Consider the following 18,532-nt stretch of genomic DNA (forward strand, 5'->3'; position numbering starts at 1 on the left):
AAAGCCCATGCGCCTGTCCCACTTCTTTATCGACCGCCCCATCTTCGCCACCGTGGTCTCGGTGCTGATCACCATCATCGGCGCCATCACCTATTTCGCTCTTCCGGTGGCGCAGTATCCCGAGATCGCGCCGCCGACCATCGTGGTCAGCGCCTCTTATCCCGGCGCCTCGGCCCAGGTGGTGGCCGACACCGTGGCGACGCCGCTGGAACAGCAGATCAACGGCGTCGAGAACATGCTGTATCTGAACAGCCAGGCCACCGGCGACGGCAATCTGAAGCTGACCGTGACCTTCGCACTGGGCACCAATCTCGACACCGCCCAGGTGCTGGTGCAGAACCGGGTGGCGGTGGCCACGGCGCGGCTGCCCGACGACGTCAAGCGCATCGGCATCACCGTGGCCAAGAACTCGCCCGACATGCTGATGGTGGTGCATCTCAACTCGCCCGACGGCTCGCGCGAACAGCTGTATCTGTCCAACTTCGCCACCCTTCAGATGATCGACGTGCTGGCCCGCCTGGATGGCGTCGGCGAAGTGCGCATCTTCGGCGCGCGCGATTACGCCATGCGCGTCTGGATCGACCCGGACAAGGCGGCGGCCCGCAACCTCACAGCGGGCGAGGTGGTCAAGGCGCTGCAGGCCCAGAACGTCCAGATCGCCGCCGGTGTGCTGGACCAGCCGCCCATCCCCAATCAGGGCGCTTTCCAGTTTTCCGTCCAGACCCAGGGCCGCCTTCTCGACCCCGCCCAGTTCGGCGATGTCATCGTCAAGGCCGATGCCACGGGCCGCATGGTGCGCCTCAAGGATGTGGCGCGCATCGAACTGGGCGCCCAGGATTACAGCGTCAACGGCTATCTCAACGGCAAGAATGCCGTGCCGGTGGCGGTGTTCCAGCGCCCCGGCTCCAACGCCCTGGCCACCGCCGACCGGGTCATCGCCAAGGTGGAGGAACTGTCCAAGACCTTCCCCTCGGGCGTCTCCTACACCATCGCCTACAATCCCACCCAGTTCATCGCCCAGTCGGTCAAGGCGGTGATCAAGACCATCTTCGAGGCGGTCTTGCTGGTGGTCGTAGTGGTGATCTTGTTCCTCCAGACCTGGCGGGCCTCGCTGATTCCGCTGGCCGCCATTCCGGTCTCGCTGGTGGGCACCTTCGCGGTGCTGGGCGCGCTCGGCTATTCGCTGAACAACCTATCGCTGTTCGGCCTGGTCCTGGCGGTGGGCATCGTGGTGGACGACGCCATCGTGGTGGTGGAAAACGTCGAGCGCAACATGAAGGACGGCATGAATGCCCGGTCCGCCGCCCACCAGACCATGGACGAGGTGGGCAGCGCGCTGATCTCCATCGCCCTGGTCCTGTGCGCGGTGTTCATCCCGGCTGCCTTCATTCCGGGCATCTCGGGCCAGTTCTTCCGTCAGTTCGCGGTGACCATCGCCGCCTCGACGGTGATTTCGCTGATCGTGTCGCTGACCTTGTCGCCCGCTTTGTGCGCCCTGCTGTTCAGGGGCCACGGCCCGCTGGACCATCATGACGAGACCGGCTGGCGCAAGGTGGTGGCCCGATTCTTCGCCTGGTTCAACCACAATTTCGACCGCCTGGCCGGGGGCTATGGCTCCCTGACCCGCACGGTGGTGCGCAAATCGGCTCTGATGCTGGTCATTTATGGCGGGCTGATCGGCGCGGCGGGGGTGGAGTTCTTCCAGACCCCCAAGGGCTTCATCCCCGAGATGGACCAGGGCTATCTGATCACCGTGGTCCAGTTGCCGCCCGGTTCATCACTGTCGCGCACCGATGCGGTGGTCAAGAAGGTCGCGGACGTCATGGCCGAGACCCCCGGCGTCGCCCATACCCTGGCCTTCGCCGGTCTGGACGGCGCCACTTTCACCAATGCCTCCAACGGCGCCGCCATCTTCACGCCCCTAAAGCCCTTCGAGGAACGCTACGCCCAGGGCCTGTCGGCCAATGTGATCCTGGCCGATCTTAGAAAGCGCCTGAGTTCCGTTCAGGACGCCTTTATCATCACCATCCAGCCTCCCCCGGTGCGCGGTATCGGCACGGCGGGCGGCTTCAAGATGATGCTGCAGGACAAGGGCGGGCGTGGCTCCAAGGCGCTGGAGGACGTGGCCCTGGACATGGCGGCCGAGGCCAACAAGATTCCCGGACTGCAAGGTATCTTCACCCTGTTCAACACCCGCACGCCCAATGTCTACGCCGATATCGACCGAGTGCGCGCCCAGATGCTGGGCGTGCCCACCGACCGGGTGTCCGAGGCGTTGCAGGTCTATCTGGGCTCGGCCTTCGTCAACGAATTCAACTATCTGGGCCGCACCTTCCGGGTCACCGCCCAGGCCGACGCGCCCTTCCGCCAGGAGGTGGAGGACATCGCCAATATCAAGGTGAGAAACGACAAGGGCCAGATGGTGCCCATTGGCGCCGTAGCCTCGTTCCGCTTCGACACCGGGCCCTATCGCGTGCCCCGCTACAACCTGTTCCCGGCCGCCGAGGTGCAGGGCTCGGCCGCGCCGGGCTATGCCAGCGGCTATGCGCTCGAGCAGATGCGCGCCCTGGCCGCCGAGCGCCTGCCCGAGGGCTTCGGCTTCGAATGGACCGAACTGGCGCTGCAGGAATTGCTGGCGGGTAATAACGGATTGTTCGTGTTCGCGGCTTCGGTGCTGTTCGTCTTCCTGCTGCTGGCTGCCCAGTATGAAAGCTGGTCCCTGCCCGCCGCCGTGGTGCTGATCGTACCCATGTGCCTGCTGGCCGCCGTCACCGGACTGATCATCCGGGGACTGCCCATCAATATCCTGGCCCAGATCGGCTTCATCGTGCTGATCGGACTGGCCGCCAAGAACGCCATCCTGATCGTGGAATTCGCCAGACAGGGCGAATCCGAAGGCCTCGACCGCATCGAGGCCGCCGTCCATGCGGGACGGACCCGCCTGCGGCCCATTCTGATGACCTCCCTGGCCTTCATCCTGGGCGTGCTGCCCTTGGTGGCGGGGACCGGAGCGGGCGCCGAAATGCGCCAGAGCTTAGGCACAACCGTGTTCTACGGCATGCTGGGCGTCACCGGTTTTGGGTTGGTCTTCACGCCCATCTTCTATGTGGTGATCCGAAAGATGGTGGCCGGGCATCACGCCCGCGCCGCCGCCGCCCATGCGGCCGAGGAAGCGCGGGGGCGCTAAGCCCCCGCGCCGCCCGCTACTTCAGGGTCTTCAGATAATCCACCACGGCGGCCACGTCGGCGGGATTCTTCAGCCCGGCGAAGACCATCTTGTTGCCGGGAATGACATCCTTGGGATTGGCGATATAGGCCGCCAGATTGGCGTCATCCCAGGACTTGCCCCAACCGGTTATGGCCGGTGAATAGGCAAAGCCCGCAGCCGCGGTGCCAGCCTTGGACCCGGCCACGCCGAACAGGCTGGGGCCGATGCTTTTGCCACCCGCCTCTACCTTGTGGCAGGTCTTGCAGGCCGAAAAGGCCGGCGGCGGATCGGCGGCCAAAGCGGTGCCCGCCAGGGCCATGATTGCGGCGAAGGCGGCAAGCTGAAGCTTCATCGGAAAAGTCCCCCTAATACGTTTGCCCATCCCCATCAGGAAAGCATCATTTGCGCTTTGTCACAACAGGTCTGGCATCTCTTTCGCCAGACTTTGACGTTCATTCACCCGCGCCCCCGACAGAGCGAAGCCCAACGCCTTGCCCTGGGGCGAGACGAACAGCGCCTTGCGGTCGCGTCCCGCGCCCTCCATCACCCAGTCTCCCACCGCGCCAGGAGCGGGCGGGCAGACCACCATGGGAAGAGCGGGCGTCTTGACCACCACGGGCAGGGCGGGAAGCTTCAAAGGCGTCTCGCACCCGGCCAGGGTGGCGGCCAGGGCCTTGGCCTCGGCCATCAGCGGCAGGATAAAGGGCAGCAGCCCGGCGGGCGTCTCGGCGCAATCGCCCATGGCGAAGATGGCCGGGTCCGACGTGGCCAGGCTTCCATCGACCTTGATCCCCCGCTCCACCACCAGCCCCGCTTCCGATGCCAGCCTTGTGCGCGGGATCAGTCCGATGGCCGACAGCGCCTGGTCATAGGCGATGGCGGAACCATCATCCAGTTCGGCGCGGCCCATGCTCCATCGGGTCACTGAGCGCCCCAGATGGAAGCTTATGCCCGCCTCCCCCAGCGCCTTGGCCATCTCCTCGCCCAGGGCTTGGGGAAGCAGGCGGCCGAGCGGCCAGGGCGCGGGGTCCACCACGGCGACGCAAAACCCGGCACCGGCAAGGTCGTTGGCGAATTCCGAGCCGATCAGCCCGGCGCCTACCAGCAGGACGCGGGCACCGGGGGAAAGTGCCGCGCGCCAGGCGGCGTAATCGTCCAGATCGTTGACCGTGCGCAACCCCGCCGTCTCGCTGCCCTCGGCCACATAGGGCCGGGGATCTGCGCCCAGGGCCAGAACCAGACGGCCATAGCCCAGTTCCATCTCGTCGCCATCGGGGCGGCGGATCACCACCGTCTTGGCATCGCGGCGGATGGCGGCCACCCGGTGACGGGCGAGGATGGTGGCTTTCAGATCCTCGGCCATCTGTCCGGGGCTCTTTTGCATCAGGGAAAGGGCGTCCTTGCCCTGGGCGAAGGCCGCCGACAGCATGGGCTTGGAGTAAGACTCCCCCCCATCGGCGGTGACGATGGTGATGCTCACCTGGGCGTCCAGCTTCCTCAACTCGCGGGCCAGGGTATACCCCCCCAGCCCGCTGCCGAGGATCACCACACCGTTTTGGGGGGCGCGGTCCATGGAATCAGCCCTCCTGGACTTCGAAGTCCGATTTGGACACGCCGCAATCGGGGCATTCCCAGTCGTCAGGAATGGATTCGAAGGGGGTGCCCGCCGGAATGCCGTCCTCGGGCATGCCGACAGCCGGGTCATAGACGAAACCGCAGACGACGCAGACATACTTCTTCATGGAATTATCCTCCGATATGAGTTGGATTCAGGCGCTCTTGTGGGCGTCCAGGGTGGCCTGGTAGTGGCCCGCATGCTTCTCCTCGACCTTGGCCAGGGCGGCGAAACGCTTGGCGGCGGTAGCCAGGATCTTGGCGAAACGCTCGGCGTGCTCCTTGGACTCGGCGATCTGCTCGTCCATCTCCTTGACGGCGGCGTCATGGCCCTCCTGCTCGGCCAGATGGCGGAACTTGGGGTACATCTCGGTGTATTCGTAGGTCTCGCCATCGATGGCCATCTGCAGCATCTTCTCGACGGTGAGATCGGCCTTGGGATAGAGCAGTTCAAGATGCCCGAAGGCGTGCAGGGTCTCCTGCTCGGCGGTGCGCTCGAAAACCTCGGCCACCTCGACGGCGCCCAGTTCACGGGCCCGGCGGGCGAAGTAGAGATATTTGCGGTTCGCCATGGACTCGCCAGCGAAGGCGGCTTCCAGATTGCCGATGGTGGGCGAGGCGGGATTGAAGGCCATTGGGGTCTCTCCTTGGTGTGATCCGATGGAGAGACCTTATCGAAACCAATTGATCGAGTGAAACGAGTTAAATTCGTTTCTGAAATCGAGTTTATCGATTAATTCGAGATTGCCCAGTTCGGGCCAGGGCTTTCCTCCTTGTCGTCATGGCCGGGCTTGTCCCTCGGCTGCCCGGTTAAATTTAGGATGGCAGACGTGGAGTCATGAGACACGGATGTCACGGATGCGGTGCATCGCGCCGCTCACGGATAAACACGGAAATGGTCTCGTTCCCGCCCCCCCGACCCTGCCCCAGGATGACCTTTCCGTGATCATCCGTGGCCGCGAAGCGGCATCCGTGTCCATCCGTGTTCCATGACCAGATGAAATCCGCATTGGCTCTGCCATTCGGAACTCTCATGGAAATTTAAACCGGACAGCCGCGGCCTTGTGCCGGGCACCCACGCCCATCCGCCCCTCGTGTTTCGAGGGACGTTCAGACGGAACCGCGTGGGTGGCCGGGACAAGCCCGGCCATGACGGGAATAGGGCTTAGTGCGCGAACTCGGCGAAGAAGTCGTTGCCCTTGTCATCGACGACGATGAAGGCGGGGAAGTCGACCACTTCGATGCGCCAGATGGCTTCCATGCCCAGTTCGGGGTATTCGATGACCTCGACCTTCTTGATGCAGTCCTGGGCCAGCCGGGCGGCGGCGCCGCCGATGGAGCCCAGATAGAAGCCGCCATACTTCTTGCAGGCCTCGGTGACCGCCTTGGAGCGGTTGCCCTTGGCGATCATCAGCATGGAGCCGCCGGCAGCCTGGAACTGATCCACATAGGAATCCATCCGGCCCGCCGTGGTCGGGCCGAACGAGCCCGAGGCGAAGTTGGACGGCGTCTTCGCCGGGCCAGCGTAATAGACGCCCATCTGCTTGAAATACTCGGGCAGGCCTTCGCCACGGTCCAGACGCTCCTTGAGCTTGGCGTGGGCGATGTCGCGCGCCACGATCATGGGGCCGGTAAGCGACACGCGGGTCTTCACCGGGTATTGGGACAGGGTCTTCCTGATCTCGTCCATGGGGCGGTTGAGGTCGATCTTGACCACCTCGCCCGCCAGCTTGGAGGGATCGATATCGGGCAGATACTTGGCCGGATCCTTCTCCATGGCTTCCACATAGACGCCGTCCTTGGTGATCTTGCCCAGGATCTGGCGGTCGGCGGAGCACGATACGCCGATGGCCACCGGGCAGGAGGCGCCGTGGCGCGCAAGGCGGATGACGCGCACGTCATGACAGAAATACTTGCCGCCGAACTGAGCGCCGATGCCCATGTCCTGGGTCATCTTGAGGACGATCTGCTCCAGTTCCACATCGCGGAAGGCCTGACCGAACTTGTTGCCGGAAGTGGGCAACGAGTCCAGATACTTGGCCGAGGCCAGCTTGACCGTCTTCAGGCACATCTCGGCGGACAGGCCGCCGATGACGATGGCCAGATGGTAGGGCGGACAGGCCGAGGTGCCCAGCGTCCGGATCTGGGCATCGAGGAAGGTGAGCAGCGACTTGGGGTTCAGCAGCGCCTTGGTCTGCTGGTACAGGAAGGTCTTGTTGGCCGAGCCGCCGCCCTTGGCCATGAACATGAACTTGTAGGCCTCGCCCTCGGTGGCATAGAGGTCGATCTGGGCAGGCAGATTGGTGCCGGTATTGACCTCTTCGTACATGTCGAGAGGCGCGGTCTGGGAATAGCGCAGGTTCAGCTCGGTATAAGCCTCCTGGACGCCCTTGGAGATGGCCGCCTCGTCATTGCCCGAGGTCCAGACCCGCTGGCCCTTCTTGCCCATGACGATGGCGGTGCCGGTGTCCTGGCACATGGGCAGAACGCCGCCCGACGCGATACAGGCGTTTTTCAACAGGTCGTAGGCGACGAAGCGGTCGTTGGGCGACGATCCGGCATCGTCGAGAATGTTGCGGAGTTGCTGCAGATGGGCGGGGCGCAGCAGGTGCGAGGTGTCCTTGATGGCTTCCTTGGTCAGCGCCGTGATCGCCTCGGGCGCCACGGTGACCACGCTCTGGCCGTTGAAGCTGGCGGTCCCCACGCCGTCGCTGGTGATCTTGCGATAGGGGGTGTCGTCGTGAGACAGCGGGAACATTTCGTGGAAGGCGAAATCGGACATGGCCGGCGACCTCGGTCAGAGAAAACGGGTAGCGCCGCCCCCACCCTTCGGGGCTGGGCGGCCGCTTCTGGTCAAACACCTTTTTGCAGGCAACGTCAAGGGCGGCCGGAGGGCCCGACCTACTTCTTGCGGAACTTGTCCAGTGCCACCACCTTGCCGTCGCCGCCCTCGCCGGGAGGATTGGGCTCGGGCTCGTCATCGGTGGACGATGCCGAACCGCGCGGCGGCTGGGGGTCGAAGGCGTCGACCTCCATGTCGTCGTCATCCTCGTCATCGCCGGGAATGGCCTGGAACTGAAGGCCAAACTTGGCGGAGGGATCGGCAAAGCCGGTCACCGAGGAGAAGGGGATCACCATCTTCTCGGGCTTGCCCGAAAACGACAGGGTCACCGTGAAGCCGTCCTCGGTGACGAACAGGTCCCAGAACTGGTGCTGAAGCACGATGGTCATCTCGTCGGGATGGCGGGCCTTCAGGTGGTCGGCCATTTCCACGTCGGGATGATGGGGGCGGAAAGTGATGTAGAAATGATGCTCGCCCGGCAGGCCATGCTCGGCCGCAAAAACCAGCGAGTCGCGAACCACGCCGCGCAGGGCCTCTTCCACCATCTTGTCGTAACGCAGTTCTTCCACCGGCGAAAAACCCCATCCTCGCGTATCACACACCGAAGCCCCTCAGGCGCCGGGCGCACGCCTCCGCGTGCTTGGCTCCCGCGGCAAAAAGCCGCGCGGCCCCTTGGGCCTAGCCGTGTTCCGATGACGGGCGTCACTGGAACCCGGAGAAGTGGGGGGAGTTCTGTTGCCCGGTTCCCCCCGGACCGCGCTTACGGACTAAGCCGCAGCGGCAAGTTCAACGTTGTCGTTGGCACTTGTTAGGATTGACCCGATAACGGTGGTATCATGCCGAACGCAAACCAGACCTTTACTGCGCACGTCGATCCTATTTCGCCCCCAAGGTTCCGGCCCGCGTCGTGGGCCGGGAAATTTGGTGGAGGCGCCGGGTACCGCCCCCGGGTCCGTAACGTCTATTCCGTGTGGCGTTTAGCGTCATAGCCGGTTGCCCGGCAACCGCCACTATAAAGCGGGCCGCAACGAAGCGCCAGCCCTGTCGGAAATGGTTTCGGTCGCGGCCACCACCCGGTTCCGCCCCTGGGCCTTGGCGCGGTACAGATGCTGGTCGGCCTCGGACATGGCCTGTTCCAGGCGCCGGTCGCCCGCCAGATCGGCCAATCCCAGACTGACCGTGATCCTGGCCTGGCCAGAATCGGTCGCCACCACCGTCTCGGCCAGGGCGGCACGCAGGCGCTCGGCCACCGGCAGGGCAGCCTCCGGCGAAGTTCCAGGAAGAACCACGGCGAATTCCTCACCGCCCAGCCGCCCATAGACGTCCACATCGCGCAGATGATCGCGCAAGACCGCTCCCACCCGGCGCAGCACCTCGTCTCCCACCGCATGGCCGAACACATCGTTGACCTGCTTGAAGTGGTCCAAATCCATCATCATCACCGTGATGGGCTGGCCCGAGCGCAGGCACAGCCGCCGCCGGTCCTCTGCGAGATCCAGGAAATGGGCGCGATTGGCGATGCCGGTCAACTCGTCGGTGGTCGCCATGCGCAGCAAGGACCGGTCGGCGTCTTCCTTGACCAGCAGCAGGAAGGCGAATCCGTCGCACAGGGAGAAGACATAGCCGAGCAGAAACATGGCCTGGTTGGTCAGGGCGGCGCTCTGTGGATCCCAGGCCTCGCTGGACCAGGCCAGTCCGGCGCGGGCCAGGGCGGTCAGAGCGATCAGCCCGTTGCTGACCACCAGTAGAACCTGGACCGGCGACCGGCGACGCCCCGAGGCCGCCAGGGCCAAGGCGCTGAGGCCATAAAGAACGAACAGGGAGGACGAAAATATCACCGCCATGGCGCCGCCCGCGGCGCCGATCCCAATACCAACGAGATATCCCAAGGTCAGAGCAACCGACATCAGGGCGGCGCCCTTGATACGATCACCGAGCCCCGCATAGGCCAGGAAAGCAGCCAGTTCGACGAAGTGCCCCACCAGATAGAGCACATTTCCGGTAAAGCCCCAGGGATGGGAAAACATCGGCTTGATGATGATCAGGACGATCGCCAGCCCTTTGAGCAACTGGGCGGAGGCCCAGCCACGCAGGGTCGCCCGGCCGCCCTCGGCTCCGGCATAGACCAGCATCAGCAGACCGAACACTAGATTACTGATGGCCAGCGTCATCCATAGCGTCTTGGTGTCGAAACTCACGCGGCACTCCTTTCGCCCAGATATATCTTAAGGCTGGTTTCGCCCCATGTCTCCGTCCAAGACGTGACGGGGTGTGGCGAAAGAAGACACCCCCCGAGATTGCATCCCCACAACCTGGGCTGATACAGTGCCGCCGCCCCAACCAGGAGGTTTGGCCCTTGCAGCAATATCTCGACCTGTTGCGCCGCATCCGCGCCGAGGGCGTGACCAAGACCGACCGCACCGGCACCGGCACCACCAGCGTGTTCGGCCACCAGATGCGCTTCGACCTGTCGGCGGGCTTTCCCCTGGTGACCACCAAGAAGCTCCACACCCGCTCCATCTTCGTCGAGCTTTTGTGGTTCCTGCGGGGCGATACCAATATCCGTTATCTCAAGGACAACAAGGTCTCCATCTGGGACGAATGGGCCGATGCCGACGGCGATCTGGGGCCGGTCTACGGCAAGCAGTGGCGGTCCTGGGCCTGCCCCGACGGGCGCACCGTCGATCAGATCACCCAGGTGGTGGAGATGATCAAGAAGAGCCCGGATTCGCGCCGCCTGATCGTCTCGGCCTGGAACCCGGCCGATATCGAGTCCATGGCGCTCCCGCCCTGCCACTGCCTGTTTCAGTTCTATGTGGCCGAGGGCCGCCTGTCCTGCCAGCTTTACCAGCGCTCGGCAGACGTCTTCCTGGGCGTGCCCTTCAACATCGCCTCCTATGCCCTGCTGACCCATATGATGGCCCAGGTGACGGGGCTGGAGGTCGGCGACTTCGTCCATACGTTCGGCGACGCCCATCTGTACTCCAACCACATGGAGCAGGCGGAGCTGCAGTTGTCGCGCGCGCCCTTGGCCCTGCCCCGGCTGGAGCTGAACCCGGATGTGAAGGACCTGTTCGCCTTCACCATGGACGACATCAAGGTGGTGGACTACCAGTGCCACGCCCATATCTCCGCCCCGGTGGCGGTATGAGCGAGACATCCAGCCGGTCATCCCGAGCGAAGCCGAGGGATCTCATTCTGGTCCGCCTTTACCGAACCGGACAAATCGCAGCAGACGGCGATTCCTCCTCCCGATGGTCGTCGGAATGACAGAAAAGAACGTTTCCCTCATCGTCGCCATCGCCTCGAACGGCGTGATCGGCAAGGACAACCAGCTCCCCTGGCATATTCCCGAGGACCTGAAATGGTTCAAGGAGAATACCCTGGGCAAGCCGGTGATCATGGGCCGCAAGACCTGGGATTCCATAGGCCGGCCGCTGCCCAAGCGCCCCAACATCGTGGTGACGCGGCAATTGGACTGGCGGGCCGAGGGGGCACATGCCGCCCACTCTCTGGACGAAGCCCTGAAGCTGGCGGCGGAACTGGCGCCCGAGGCGTCGGAACTGATGGTCATCGGCGGCAATGCCCTGTTCGCCGAGGCCCTGGCCCGCGCCACCCGCCTCTATCTTACCGAGATCAGACGCGCCTATGAGGGCGACACGGTGTTTCCCGCCTTCGACCGCGCTCGGTGGAAAGAAGTCACCCGGCGCCCCAATGACGGCGATCCGGCCTTCGACTTCGTGATTCTGGACCGGGCCTGACAGGCTGCTGACAGTCACGATCTTGTAAAGGTTTCCCCGCTCGACAAAGTCCGCCGAAGCAGGCTATGTGGGGCGCACTCAACCCGAACCGGAATGGCCGGAATGCGTTGGAGCCTGCCCACAGTCGCGGTGGCGCCGGAACTCAAACCCAATTTTTGGGATCTGGCGATCATACCGATGATCTTCGCGCTGCTGGCCTTGTTGGCCTATGGCGGCGCCCAGATGACCACGCCCTATGACGTGGGCGAAAAGCTTGCCCTGTCCCTGGACCCGGCGGGTCTGCCCTATTACCTGCTGCGCAGCGCGCTTCGCATGGCCGCCGCCCTGTTGGCCTCGCTGGCCTTCACCCTGGTCTACGCCACCCTGGCCGCCAAGGTGCCCGCCCTGGAAAAGGTGCTGATCCCCGTCCTCGACATCTTGCAGTCCATTCCCATCCTGGGCTTCCTGTCCATCACGGTGACCGGCTTCATCGCCCTGTTCCCCGGCAATCTGCTGGGCGTGGAATGCGCGGCCATCTTCGCCATCTTCACCTCCCAGGCCTGGAACATGACGTTCAGCCTGTATTCCTCGCTGAAGACGGTGCCCAACGACCTGATCGAAGCCTCGGAAATGTTCCACCTGTCGCCCTGGCAGCGTTTCTGGCGCCTGGAGCTGCCCTGGGCCATGCCTGGTCTGGTGTGGAACATGATGATGAGCGTGTCGGGCGGCTGGTTCTTCGTGGTGGCCTCCGAGGCCATCTCGGTTTCCGGCCAAAGCATCGCCCTGCCCGGCGTTGGGTCCTATATCGCCCTGGCCATCGCCGAGGAGAATCTGGCGGCCATCGGTTGGGCCGTGCTGGCGGTGCTGGCTGGCATCATGATCTATGACCAGTTGATGTTCCGCCCCCTGGTGGCCTGGGCCGACAAGTTCAAGGTGGATTCCCTGCCCGGCGAGCAGCAGCCCGAATCCTGGCTGTTGACCCTGATGCAGCGCGGGCGGATGTTCCGCACCCTCGCCCGTTTGCCCTCTGCCATGTGGGACCGCTTCACCTTCCTATTGCGCCGCAAGGATCGGGCCCAGCTGTTCCATCAGGCCCCCATCCACATGGTGACCCTGCCCCGCTGGGTCGAGCGGACCTGGGACGGCCTGCTGATCTGCGGCGCCGTCGGCGCCCTGGTGGAGGTGGCGCTGTTCATCCACGGCTCCATCGGCCTTTGGGAAGTGGGGCAGGTTCTGCTCTACGGCTTTGCCACCGCCTTTCGGGTGGTCGTGCTGATCTCGCTGGCCTCGTTGATCTGGGTGCCGGTGGGCGTGTGGATCGGCCAGCGCCCCCTGGTCGCCCAAAATGTCCAGTGGGTGGCGCAGTTCCTGGCGGCCTTCCCCGCCAATCTGATGTTCCCGGTGGCGGTGGTGCTGATCGTCCGTTTCGACGCCAATGTGGATGTGTGGACCAGCCCGCTGATGATCCTGGGCACCCAGTGGTACATTCTGTTCAACGTCATCGCCGGAGCCTCGGCCATCCCCCAGGACATGAAGGACGCGGCGGGCAATCTGGGGCTGTCGGGCTGGCTGCGCTGGAAGAAGTTCATCCTGCCCGCCATCTTCCCGTCCTATGTCACCGGGGCGGTGACAGCGTCGGGCGGGTCATGGAACGCCTCCATCGTCTCCGAACTGGTCAGTTGGGGCGACACCAAGCTGGAAGCCGTGGGCCTGGGCTCGTATATCGCGCGCGCCACCGCCGACGGCGACTTTCCGCGCATCGCGCTGGGCATCGCCGTGATGTGCCTGTTCGTGATGGGCTTCAACCGCTTTTTGTGGCGGCGCCTTTACATGCTGGCGGCCGACCGGCTGCGTTTGGACTGAAGGACCGGGTCATGGCAGACAACACCACTTCCACCGCCCTTCTCGACCTGCGCGGCGTGCGTAAGACCTTCCTCACGCCCGACCGGCGCGAACGCACCGTTCTGGAAGGCGTCGACTTCAAGCTGGAAGAGGGCGAGATCGTCGCCCTCTTGGGCAAGTCGGGCTCGGGCAAGTCGACCCTGCTGCGCATCATGGCCGGTCTGATCAAGGCCAATGGCGGCGAGGTCAAGTATCGCGGCCACCTGATGACCGGCCCGGCCAAGGGCATCTCCATGGTGTTCCAGTCCTTCGCCCTGTTCCCCTGGCTGACGGTGGAAGAAAACGTGGAACTGGGCCTTGAAGCGGCGGGAATCCCTAAGGCCGAGCGCGAGGACCGCGCCAACGAGGCCATCGATCTCATCGGTCTGGGCGGTTATGAAAGCGCGTATCCGAAGGAACTTTCAGGCGGCATGCGCCAGCGTGTGGGCTTTGCCCGCGCCCTGGTCATGCGCCCCGACGTGCTGCTGCTGGACGAGCCTTTTTCGGCGCTGGACGTGCTGACCTCGGAAACGCTGCGCGAGGATCTGCTGGAACTGTGGGACGAGCGCAAGATTCCCACCAAGGGCATCTTGCTGGTCTCCCACAATATCGAGGAAGCGGTCTCCATGGCCGACCGCGTCCTGGTGTTCTCCTCCGATCCAGGGCGGGTCAGGGCCGAGATCCGCGTCAATCTGCCCCGGCCGCGTGACACGGAATCCGCCGCCTTCCGCCAGATCGTCGACGAGGTCTACACCTTGATGACCGCCAATGTCAGGGGCGGCGGCGTGGGGGCCACCGAGCAGTTGACGCTCGGCTACCGCCTGCCCGACACCACGCCGGGCAAGATGGCCGGTCTGCTGGAAACCGTCGCCGAGGCGCCTTTCAACGGCCGTGCCGACCTGCCGCAACTGGCCGAGGAGACCGAGTTGGAGGACGACCAGTTGTTCCACCTGTTCGAAGGCCTGCGCGTCTTAGGCCTGGCCCGCATCGCCGCGGGCGATATCTTCGTCACCCATTCGGGTCAGGCCTTCGTCGAGGCCGATGATGCCCACCGCAAGGAGCTGTTCGCCGAGGCTCTGGTCAAGAATATCCCGCTGGCCGCCCATATCCGCCGGGTGCTGGACGAGCGCAAGGACCACCGCGCCCCGGAAGACCGCTTCTTGCAGGAATTGCAGGACTACCTCACCGATGACGAGGCCGAGCGCGTGCTGGAAACCACCATCACCTGGGGCCGCTACGCCGAGATCTTCGACTACGACTACAATGCGGGCGTGCTGATGCTGCCCGAGGAAGTGGTCGAGGAACTGGAAGCCGGTGAAGAGACCCGCGACGACCCCGGCGCCAGGGAATAGTTGCCCGAGACCCGCGAACGTGGTGCACTGACAGCCGGGGGATGGTTGGGGACTGCGCCACGGTGCTGAAACGCTTTTTCGGACATGGGATGAAATTGGCGATGGCCGCCATGACGGTGTTGTCCGTCGTGCACCCGGCCCATGCCGAGACCTGGATCGCCTCCTATCAGTTCCCGCCCGGCGACATGCGAGACGAGGCCATGCGCGCTATCGCCAGCGCCATGGAGCCCCAGGGGGTAACCATCCGGCTTTATGCCTCTGCCTCTCTGCTGCGCCCCGGTGACCAGTGGAGCGCGCTGACCGGCGGCAGTATCGACATGGCCTTCATGCCGTCGGACTATCTGCAGGGGCGCGTTCCCCAACTCGGGGCCCTGTCGCTGCCGACCTTGATCCGCTCGCGGGCCCAGGGCGAACGCGTCGCCGCCTCGGCCGTCATGCGCGATCTGAAGCGCCAGATGGAGGCGGCTGGCGCGTTGGTTCTGGCTGATTCCTGGATTCCCGGCGCCTATGCCAGCCGTCAGCGTTGCGTGGTGAACCCCGTTGATGCCAAGGGCCTGCGGGCCAGAACCATCGGGCGCTTCATGAGCGAGTTCTGGGCCGGAGCCGGGGCCGCCCCCGTCCCGGTCATCTCCTCGGATTCGCTGGGCACCCTGGTCAGCAATGATCTGATCGATATCGCCAATACCTCGGCCGCCACCTTGCTCTCCCTGCGCATGGAGCGCAAATTCACCTGTCTGGTGGTCCCCGGAGAGGCGGGTGCCCTGTGGTATAATTATGAACCGATTCTGATCTCCAAACGCCGCTACGACTCTCTCAGCGAGTCTCAGCGCCAGGCCCTGCACACCGCCGCCGCCGCCGCCGAGGCCAGTCTGTCCCAAGCCTTGTCCCTGCTCGAGCGCCGCCTGGCCGGCACTTTCATCGCCGCCGGGGTGGAGGTGGTCACCCTGGATGCCGAAGCCTTCGAGGCATGGCGCAAACTGGCCCGGCAAACCGCCTGGAAATCCTTTCGCACCCATGTGCCGGGGGGCGGCGATATCCTGGACAAGTTGCAGGCCGTGGAGTGATCCCTTGAAGGAAACCAGTAAGTCCATCGCGCGCCGCGCCCGTCAGCCCGACTTCATCACCCGGATCTTCGTCGGCCAGGGTTTGGACATCGGCGGCGCCAACGATCCCCTCGCCCTGTATGGCGAGCAGTTTCCCGGAATCACCGGGACCAAGATCTGGGACGTGGTCGATGGCGATCTGCAATTCCTCACAGGCCTGGCCGATGCCAGCTTCGACTTCGTGCATTCCGCCTTTGTCTTGCAGAAGATGGCCGATCCCAAGGAAGCCCTGCGCCACTGGCTGCGCGTCCTCAAGCCCGGTGGCCATATGGTCGTCCTGGTTCCCGACGAGGACATGTACGAGCAGGGCTGGTGGCCGTCGCGGCACAATCTTGAACACCGATGGACCTTTACCCTGTTCAAGACGAAATCCTGGAGTCCCGTCTCGGTCAACCTGCTGGAAGTCCTGCCCTCGCTGGGCGTCCAGGCCGATATCCGCCGCATCGAATCCCTGGACGGCAGCTTCCGCCATCGCCTGCCCCGCTTCGACCAGACCTTGACGCCGGTGGGCGAGGCCGCCATCGAATTCATCATCCGCAAGCGCCCGCAGCCCGAAGCGGTGGCGGGCGGGCGCTTCAACGCCGAAGCCCAGTTGAGCCCCCGCGACGTCTTCTTGCTGACCGGCCTGCGGGTCGAGACGCAGAAGGGGTGAGCCGCAGTCTCGGTGACCATAGATCAGCGTGGGGCGTCACCGCGCTCAAAATATTGCCCCGCCCTCCATATCCGGCATAATGGTACCGCAATGCCATTATGAGGTCGCCATGCCCCATCGCCACCTGCTGTCGCCCATCACGCTTCGCGCAATCCATCTTCCCAACCGCATGATCATGGGGTCCATGCATTTGGGCTTCGAAGGGCTGCCCGATGCCTGGCCTCGGCTGGCCGCGTTTTATGCCGAACGCGCCAGGGGCGGTATCGGCCTGATCGTCACCGGCGGCGTGGCGCCCAACGAGCAAGGCAATTTCGGCCCCGACGGCACGGTACTGACCTCCGAGGCCGAACTTCCCGGTCACCAGTTGATCACCCAGGCGGTGCACCGCGAAGGCGGGCGCATCATCATGCAGATCCTTCATTGCGGCCGCTATTCCCGCATGAAGGATATCGTGGCGCCCTCGGCGATCAGGGCCCCCATCAACAGCGCCACACCGCGCGAACTCACCGATGCCGAGATCGTTCAGACCGTTGCCGATTACGCCAACTGCGCCCGGCTGGCCTTGCTGGCGGGGTATGACGGCGTCGAGGTGATGGCGTCCGAAGGCTATCTGATCAACGAATTCCTGGCGCCGCGCACCAATAAGCGCACGGACCGTTGGGGCGGAGACTTGCACGGCCGCATGCGTTTCCTGGTGGAGATCGTCCGCGCCGTGCGCCAAGCCCTGGGCGAGGCCAAGATGATGAGCGTGCGCCTGTCCATGGTGGATCTGGTGGAAGACGGCTTGAGCGCCGATGAGGTGGTCGCCGTCGCCCAGGCCATCGAGATCGAGGGCTGCGACCTGATCAACAGCGGCATCGGCTGGCACGAGGCCAGGGTTCCCACCATCGCCCATACGGTCCCCCAGGGGGTGTGGAGCTGGGCCACCGCCCGCGTCAAGGCAGCCGTGAAGATTCCGGTGGCCGCCAGCAACCGCATCAAGACCCCGGACCTTGCCGAATCCCTCATCGCCGAGGGCCAGTGCGATCTGGTCAGCATGGCGCGTCCCCTGCTGGCCGATCCCGCCTTCGCCGCCAAGGTGGCGCGCGGCGAGGCCAGCACCATCAACGCCTGTATCGGCTGCAACCAGGGCTGCCTCGATCCCATCTTCTCGGGCGGGGCCGCCACCTGTCTGGTCAACCCCCGCGCCGGACGGGAAGGCGAGTTCATGGCGCGCCCGCCTTGCGAAACCAAACGCATCGCCGTGGTGGGCGGCGGACCGGCCGGTCTGGCCTGCGCCCTGGAAGCCGCCAAGCGCGGCCATGCCGTTACCCTGTTCGACGCGGCGCCCCAGTTGGGTGGCCAGTTCATCCTGGCCCAGACCGTGCCGGGTAAGGAGGAATACGCCGCTACCCCCGCCTATTACGCCCAGGCCCTGACCCAGGCCGGAGTCACCCTGCGCCTGGGCCGTGCCGCAGCCGCCTCGGACCTGACGGGGTTCGAGCGCATCGTCCTGGCCACCGGCATCCGCCCGCGCAAGCTTGACCTGCCCGGCGCCGACCACCCCAAGGTGGTGGGCTACGAGGATATCTTGTCGGGCGCCAAGCGGGCCGGGGCCCGCGTCGCCATCATGGGTGCGGGCGGCATCGGTTTCGACGTGGCCCTCACTCTGGTGGGCGAGGACCACGAGGCGGACTTCAACGCCCAATGGGGCATCGACCGCGCCTTCACCCATCGCGGCGCCTTGGCCGAGCCTTCGGCCCCGCCACCACCCAAACGCGCCATCACCATGCTTCAACGCAAGCCCGACCGCCCCGGCGCCTCACTCGGCAAGACCACAGGCTGGATTCATAAGGCCCATCTCCAACGCCACCACGTGGACATGCTGGCGGGCGTTACCTACCGCCGCATCGACGATGCCGGGCTGCATGTCACCCTGAACGGCGAGGACAGGCTGATCGAGGCCGACACCATCGTGGTCTGTATCGGCCAGGAGCCACGGCGCGATCTGGCCGACGAGTTGAAAGCCCTGGGCCGTGACGTCCAATTGATCGGCGGGGCCCGCGATGCCTCGAAGCTGGACGCCCTCGCCGCCTTCGAGGAGGGGACGCGGTTGGGGTTGGCCCTTTGATGAGGGCTGCCGCCCTCAGACCCGCTTGGG

General features: G+C 64.8%; 15 protein-coding genes and 1 other RNA gene. 8 read left to right on the forward strand and 8 right to left on the reverse strand.

What is annotated here, in order from left to right:
• Positions 1-7: 7 nt before the first annotated feature.
• Positions 8-3,187 carry an efflux RND transporter permease subunit gene (locus tag CCC_RS01170; protein ID WP_009870348.1) on the forward strand — a complete coding sequence of 1,060 codons (3,180 nt, stop codon included), beginning with the start codon at positions 8-10 and terminating at the stop codon, positions 3,185-3,187.
• A 16-nt stretch (positions 3,188-3,203) separates the two neighbouring features.
• Here the strand turns inward: CCC_RS01170 and CCC_RS01175 are convergent, their stop codons facing one another.
• From CCC_RS01175 to CCC_RS01205, 8 genes are all read right to left on the reverse strand, one after another.
• Positions 3,204-3,560, reverse strand: coding sequence for a c-type cytochrome (locus CCC_RS01175; protein WP_009870347.1), 357 nt, complete (start codon positions 3,558-3,560; stop codon positions 3,204-3,206).
• A 60-nt stretch (positions 3,561-3,620) separates the two neighbouring features.
• A complete protein-coding gene (locus CCC_RS01180; protein ID WP_009870346.1) occupies positions 3,621-4,781 on the reverse strand; it encodes an NAD(P)/FAD-dependent oxidoreductase in 1,161 nt (386 codons plus the stop codon).
• A 4-nt stretch (positions 4,782-4,785) separates the two neighbouring features.
• Positions 4,786-4,950 (reverse strand): rubredoxin, encoded by a 165-nt coding sequence (locus CCC_RS01185; RefSeq protein WP_009870345.1) that lies wholly within the window; start codon positions 4,948-4,950, stop codon positions 4,786-4,788.
• Positions 4,951-4,977: 27 nt separating this feature from the next.
• The gene (locus tag CCC_RS01190; RefSeq protein ID WP_009870344.1) at positions 4,978-5,457 is read right to left on the reverse strand and encodes a rubrerythrin family protein; all 480 of its coding nucleotides are present in this window, start codon (positions 5,455-5,457) and stop codon (positions 4,978-4,980) included.
• 530 nt (positions 5,458-5,987) lie between these two features.
• Positions 5,988-7,604, reverse strand: a complete 1,617-nt coding sequence (locus CCC_RS01195; protein ID WP_041039275.1) for a fumarate hydratase — start codon at positions 7,602-7,604, stop codon at positions 5,988-5,990.
• 119 nt (positions 7,605-7,723) lie between these two features.
• A complete protein-coding gene (locus CCC_RS01200) occupies positions 7,724-8,233 on the reverse strand; it encodes an SspB family protein (RefSeq protein ID WP_009868452.1) in 510 nt (169 codons plus the stop codon).
• 150 nt (positions 8,234-8,383) lie between these two features.
• Positions 8,384-8,706: a transfer-messenger RNA gene (gene ssrA / locus CCC_RS21565) on the reverse strand.
• On the reverse strand, positions 8,675-9,862 hold the full coding sequence (locus CCC_RS01205) for a GGDEF domain-containing protein (protein WP_052472856.1): 1,188 nt from the start codon (positions 9,860-9,862) through the stop codon (positions 8,675-8,677). The genes ssrA and CCC_RS01205 overlap by 32 nt, the downstream gene beginning before the upstream one ends.
• A gap of 158 nt (positions 9,863-10,020) precedes the next feature.
• On the opposite strand from CCC_RS01205, the gene CCC_RS01210 reads away from it, so the two are divergent.
• From CCC_RS01210 to CCC_RS01240, 7 genes are all read left to right on the forward strand, one after another.
• A complete protein-coding gene (locus CCC_RS01210; protein ID WP_009868455.1) occupies positions 10,021-10,815 on the forward strand; it encodes a thymidylate synthase in 795 nt (264 codons plus the stop codon).
• Positions 10,816-10,930: 115 nt separating this feature from the next.
• Positions 10,931-11,425, forward strand: a complete 495-nt coding sequence (locus CCC_RS01215) for a dihydrofolate reductase (RefSeq protein WP_041039277.1) — start codon at positions 10,931-10,933, stop codon at positions 11,423-11,425.
• Between the two features lie 102 nt (positions 11,426-11,527).
• Positions 11,528-13,267, forward strand: a complete 1,740-nt coding sequence (locus CCC_RS01220; RefSeq protein ID WP_052472858.1) for an ABC transporter permease — start codon at positions 11,528-11,530, stop codon at positions 13,265-13,267.
• Between the two features lie 11 nt (positions 13,268-13,278).
• The gene (locus tag CCC_RS01225; RefSeq protein WP_009868458.1) at positions 13,279-14,637 is read left to right on the forward strand and encodes an ABC transporter ATP-binding protein; all 1,359 of its coding nucleotides are present in this window, start codon (positions 13,279-13,281) and stop codon (positions 14,635-14,637) included.
• 89 nt (positions 14,638-14,726) lie between these two features.
• Positions 14,727-15,701 carry a TRAP transporter substrate-binding protein DctP gene (gene dctP / locus CCC_RS01230; RefSeq protein WP_169746876.1) on the forward strand — a complete coding sequence of 325 codons (975 nt, stop codon included), beginning with the start codon at positions 14,727-14,729 and terminating at the stop codon, positions 15,699-15,701.
• A gap of 4 nt (positions 15,702-15,705) precedes the next feature.
• The gene (locus CCC_RS01235; RefSeq protein ID WP_009868460.1) at positions 15,706-16,392 is read left to right on the forward strand and encodes a methyltransferase domain-containing protein; all 687 of its coding nucleotides are present in this window, start codon (positions 15,706-15,708) and stop codon (positions 16,390-16,392) included.
• Between the two features lie 109 nt (positions 16,393-16,501).
• Positions 16,502-18,502 carry an FAD-dependent oxidoreductase gene (locus tag CCC_RS01240; protein ID WP_041039279.1) on the forward strand — a complete coding sequence of 667 codons (2,001 nt, stop codon included), beginning with the start codon at positions 16,502-16,504 and terminating at the stop codon, positions 18,500-18,502.
• Positions 18,503-18,532 lie beyond the last annotated feature (30 nt).

Source organism: Paramagnetospirillum magnetotacticum MS-1, from assembly GCF_000829825.1.
Lineage (GTDB): Bacteria > Pseudomonadota > Alphaproteobacteria > Rhodospirillales > Magnetospirillaceae > Phaeospirillum > Phaeospirillum magnetotacticum.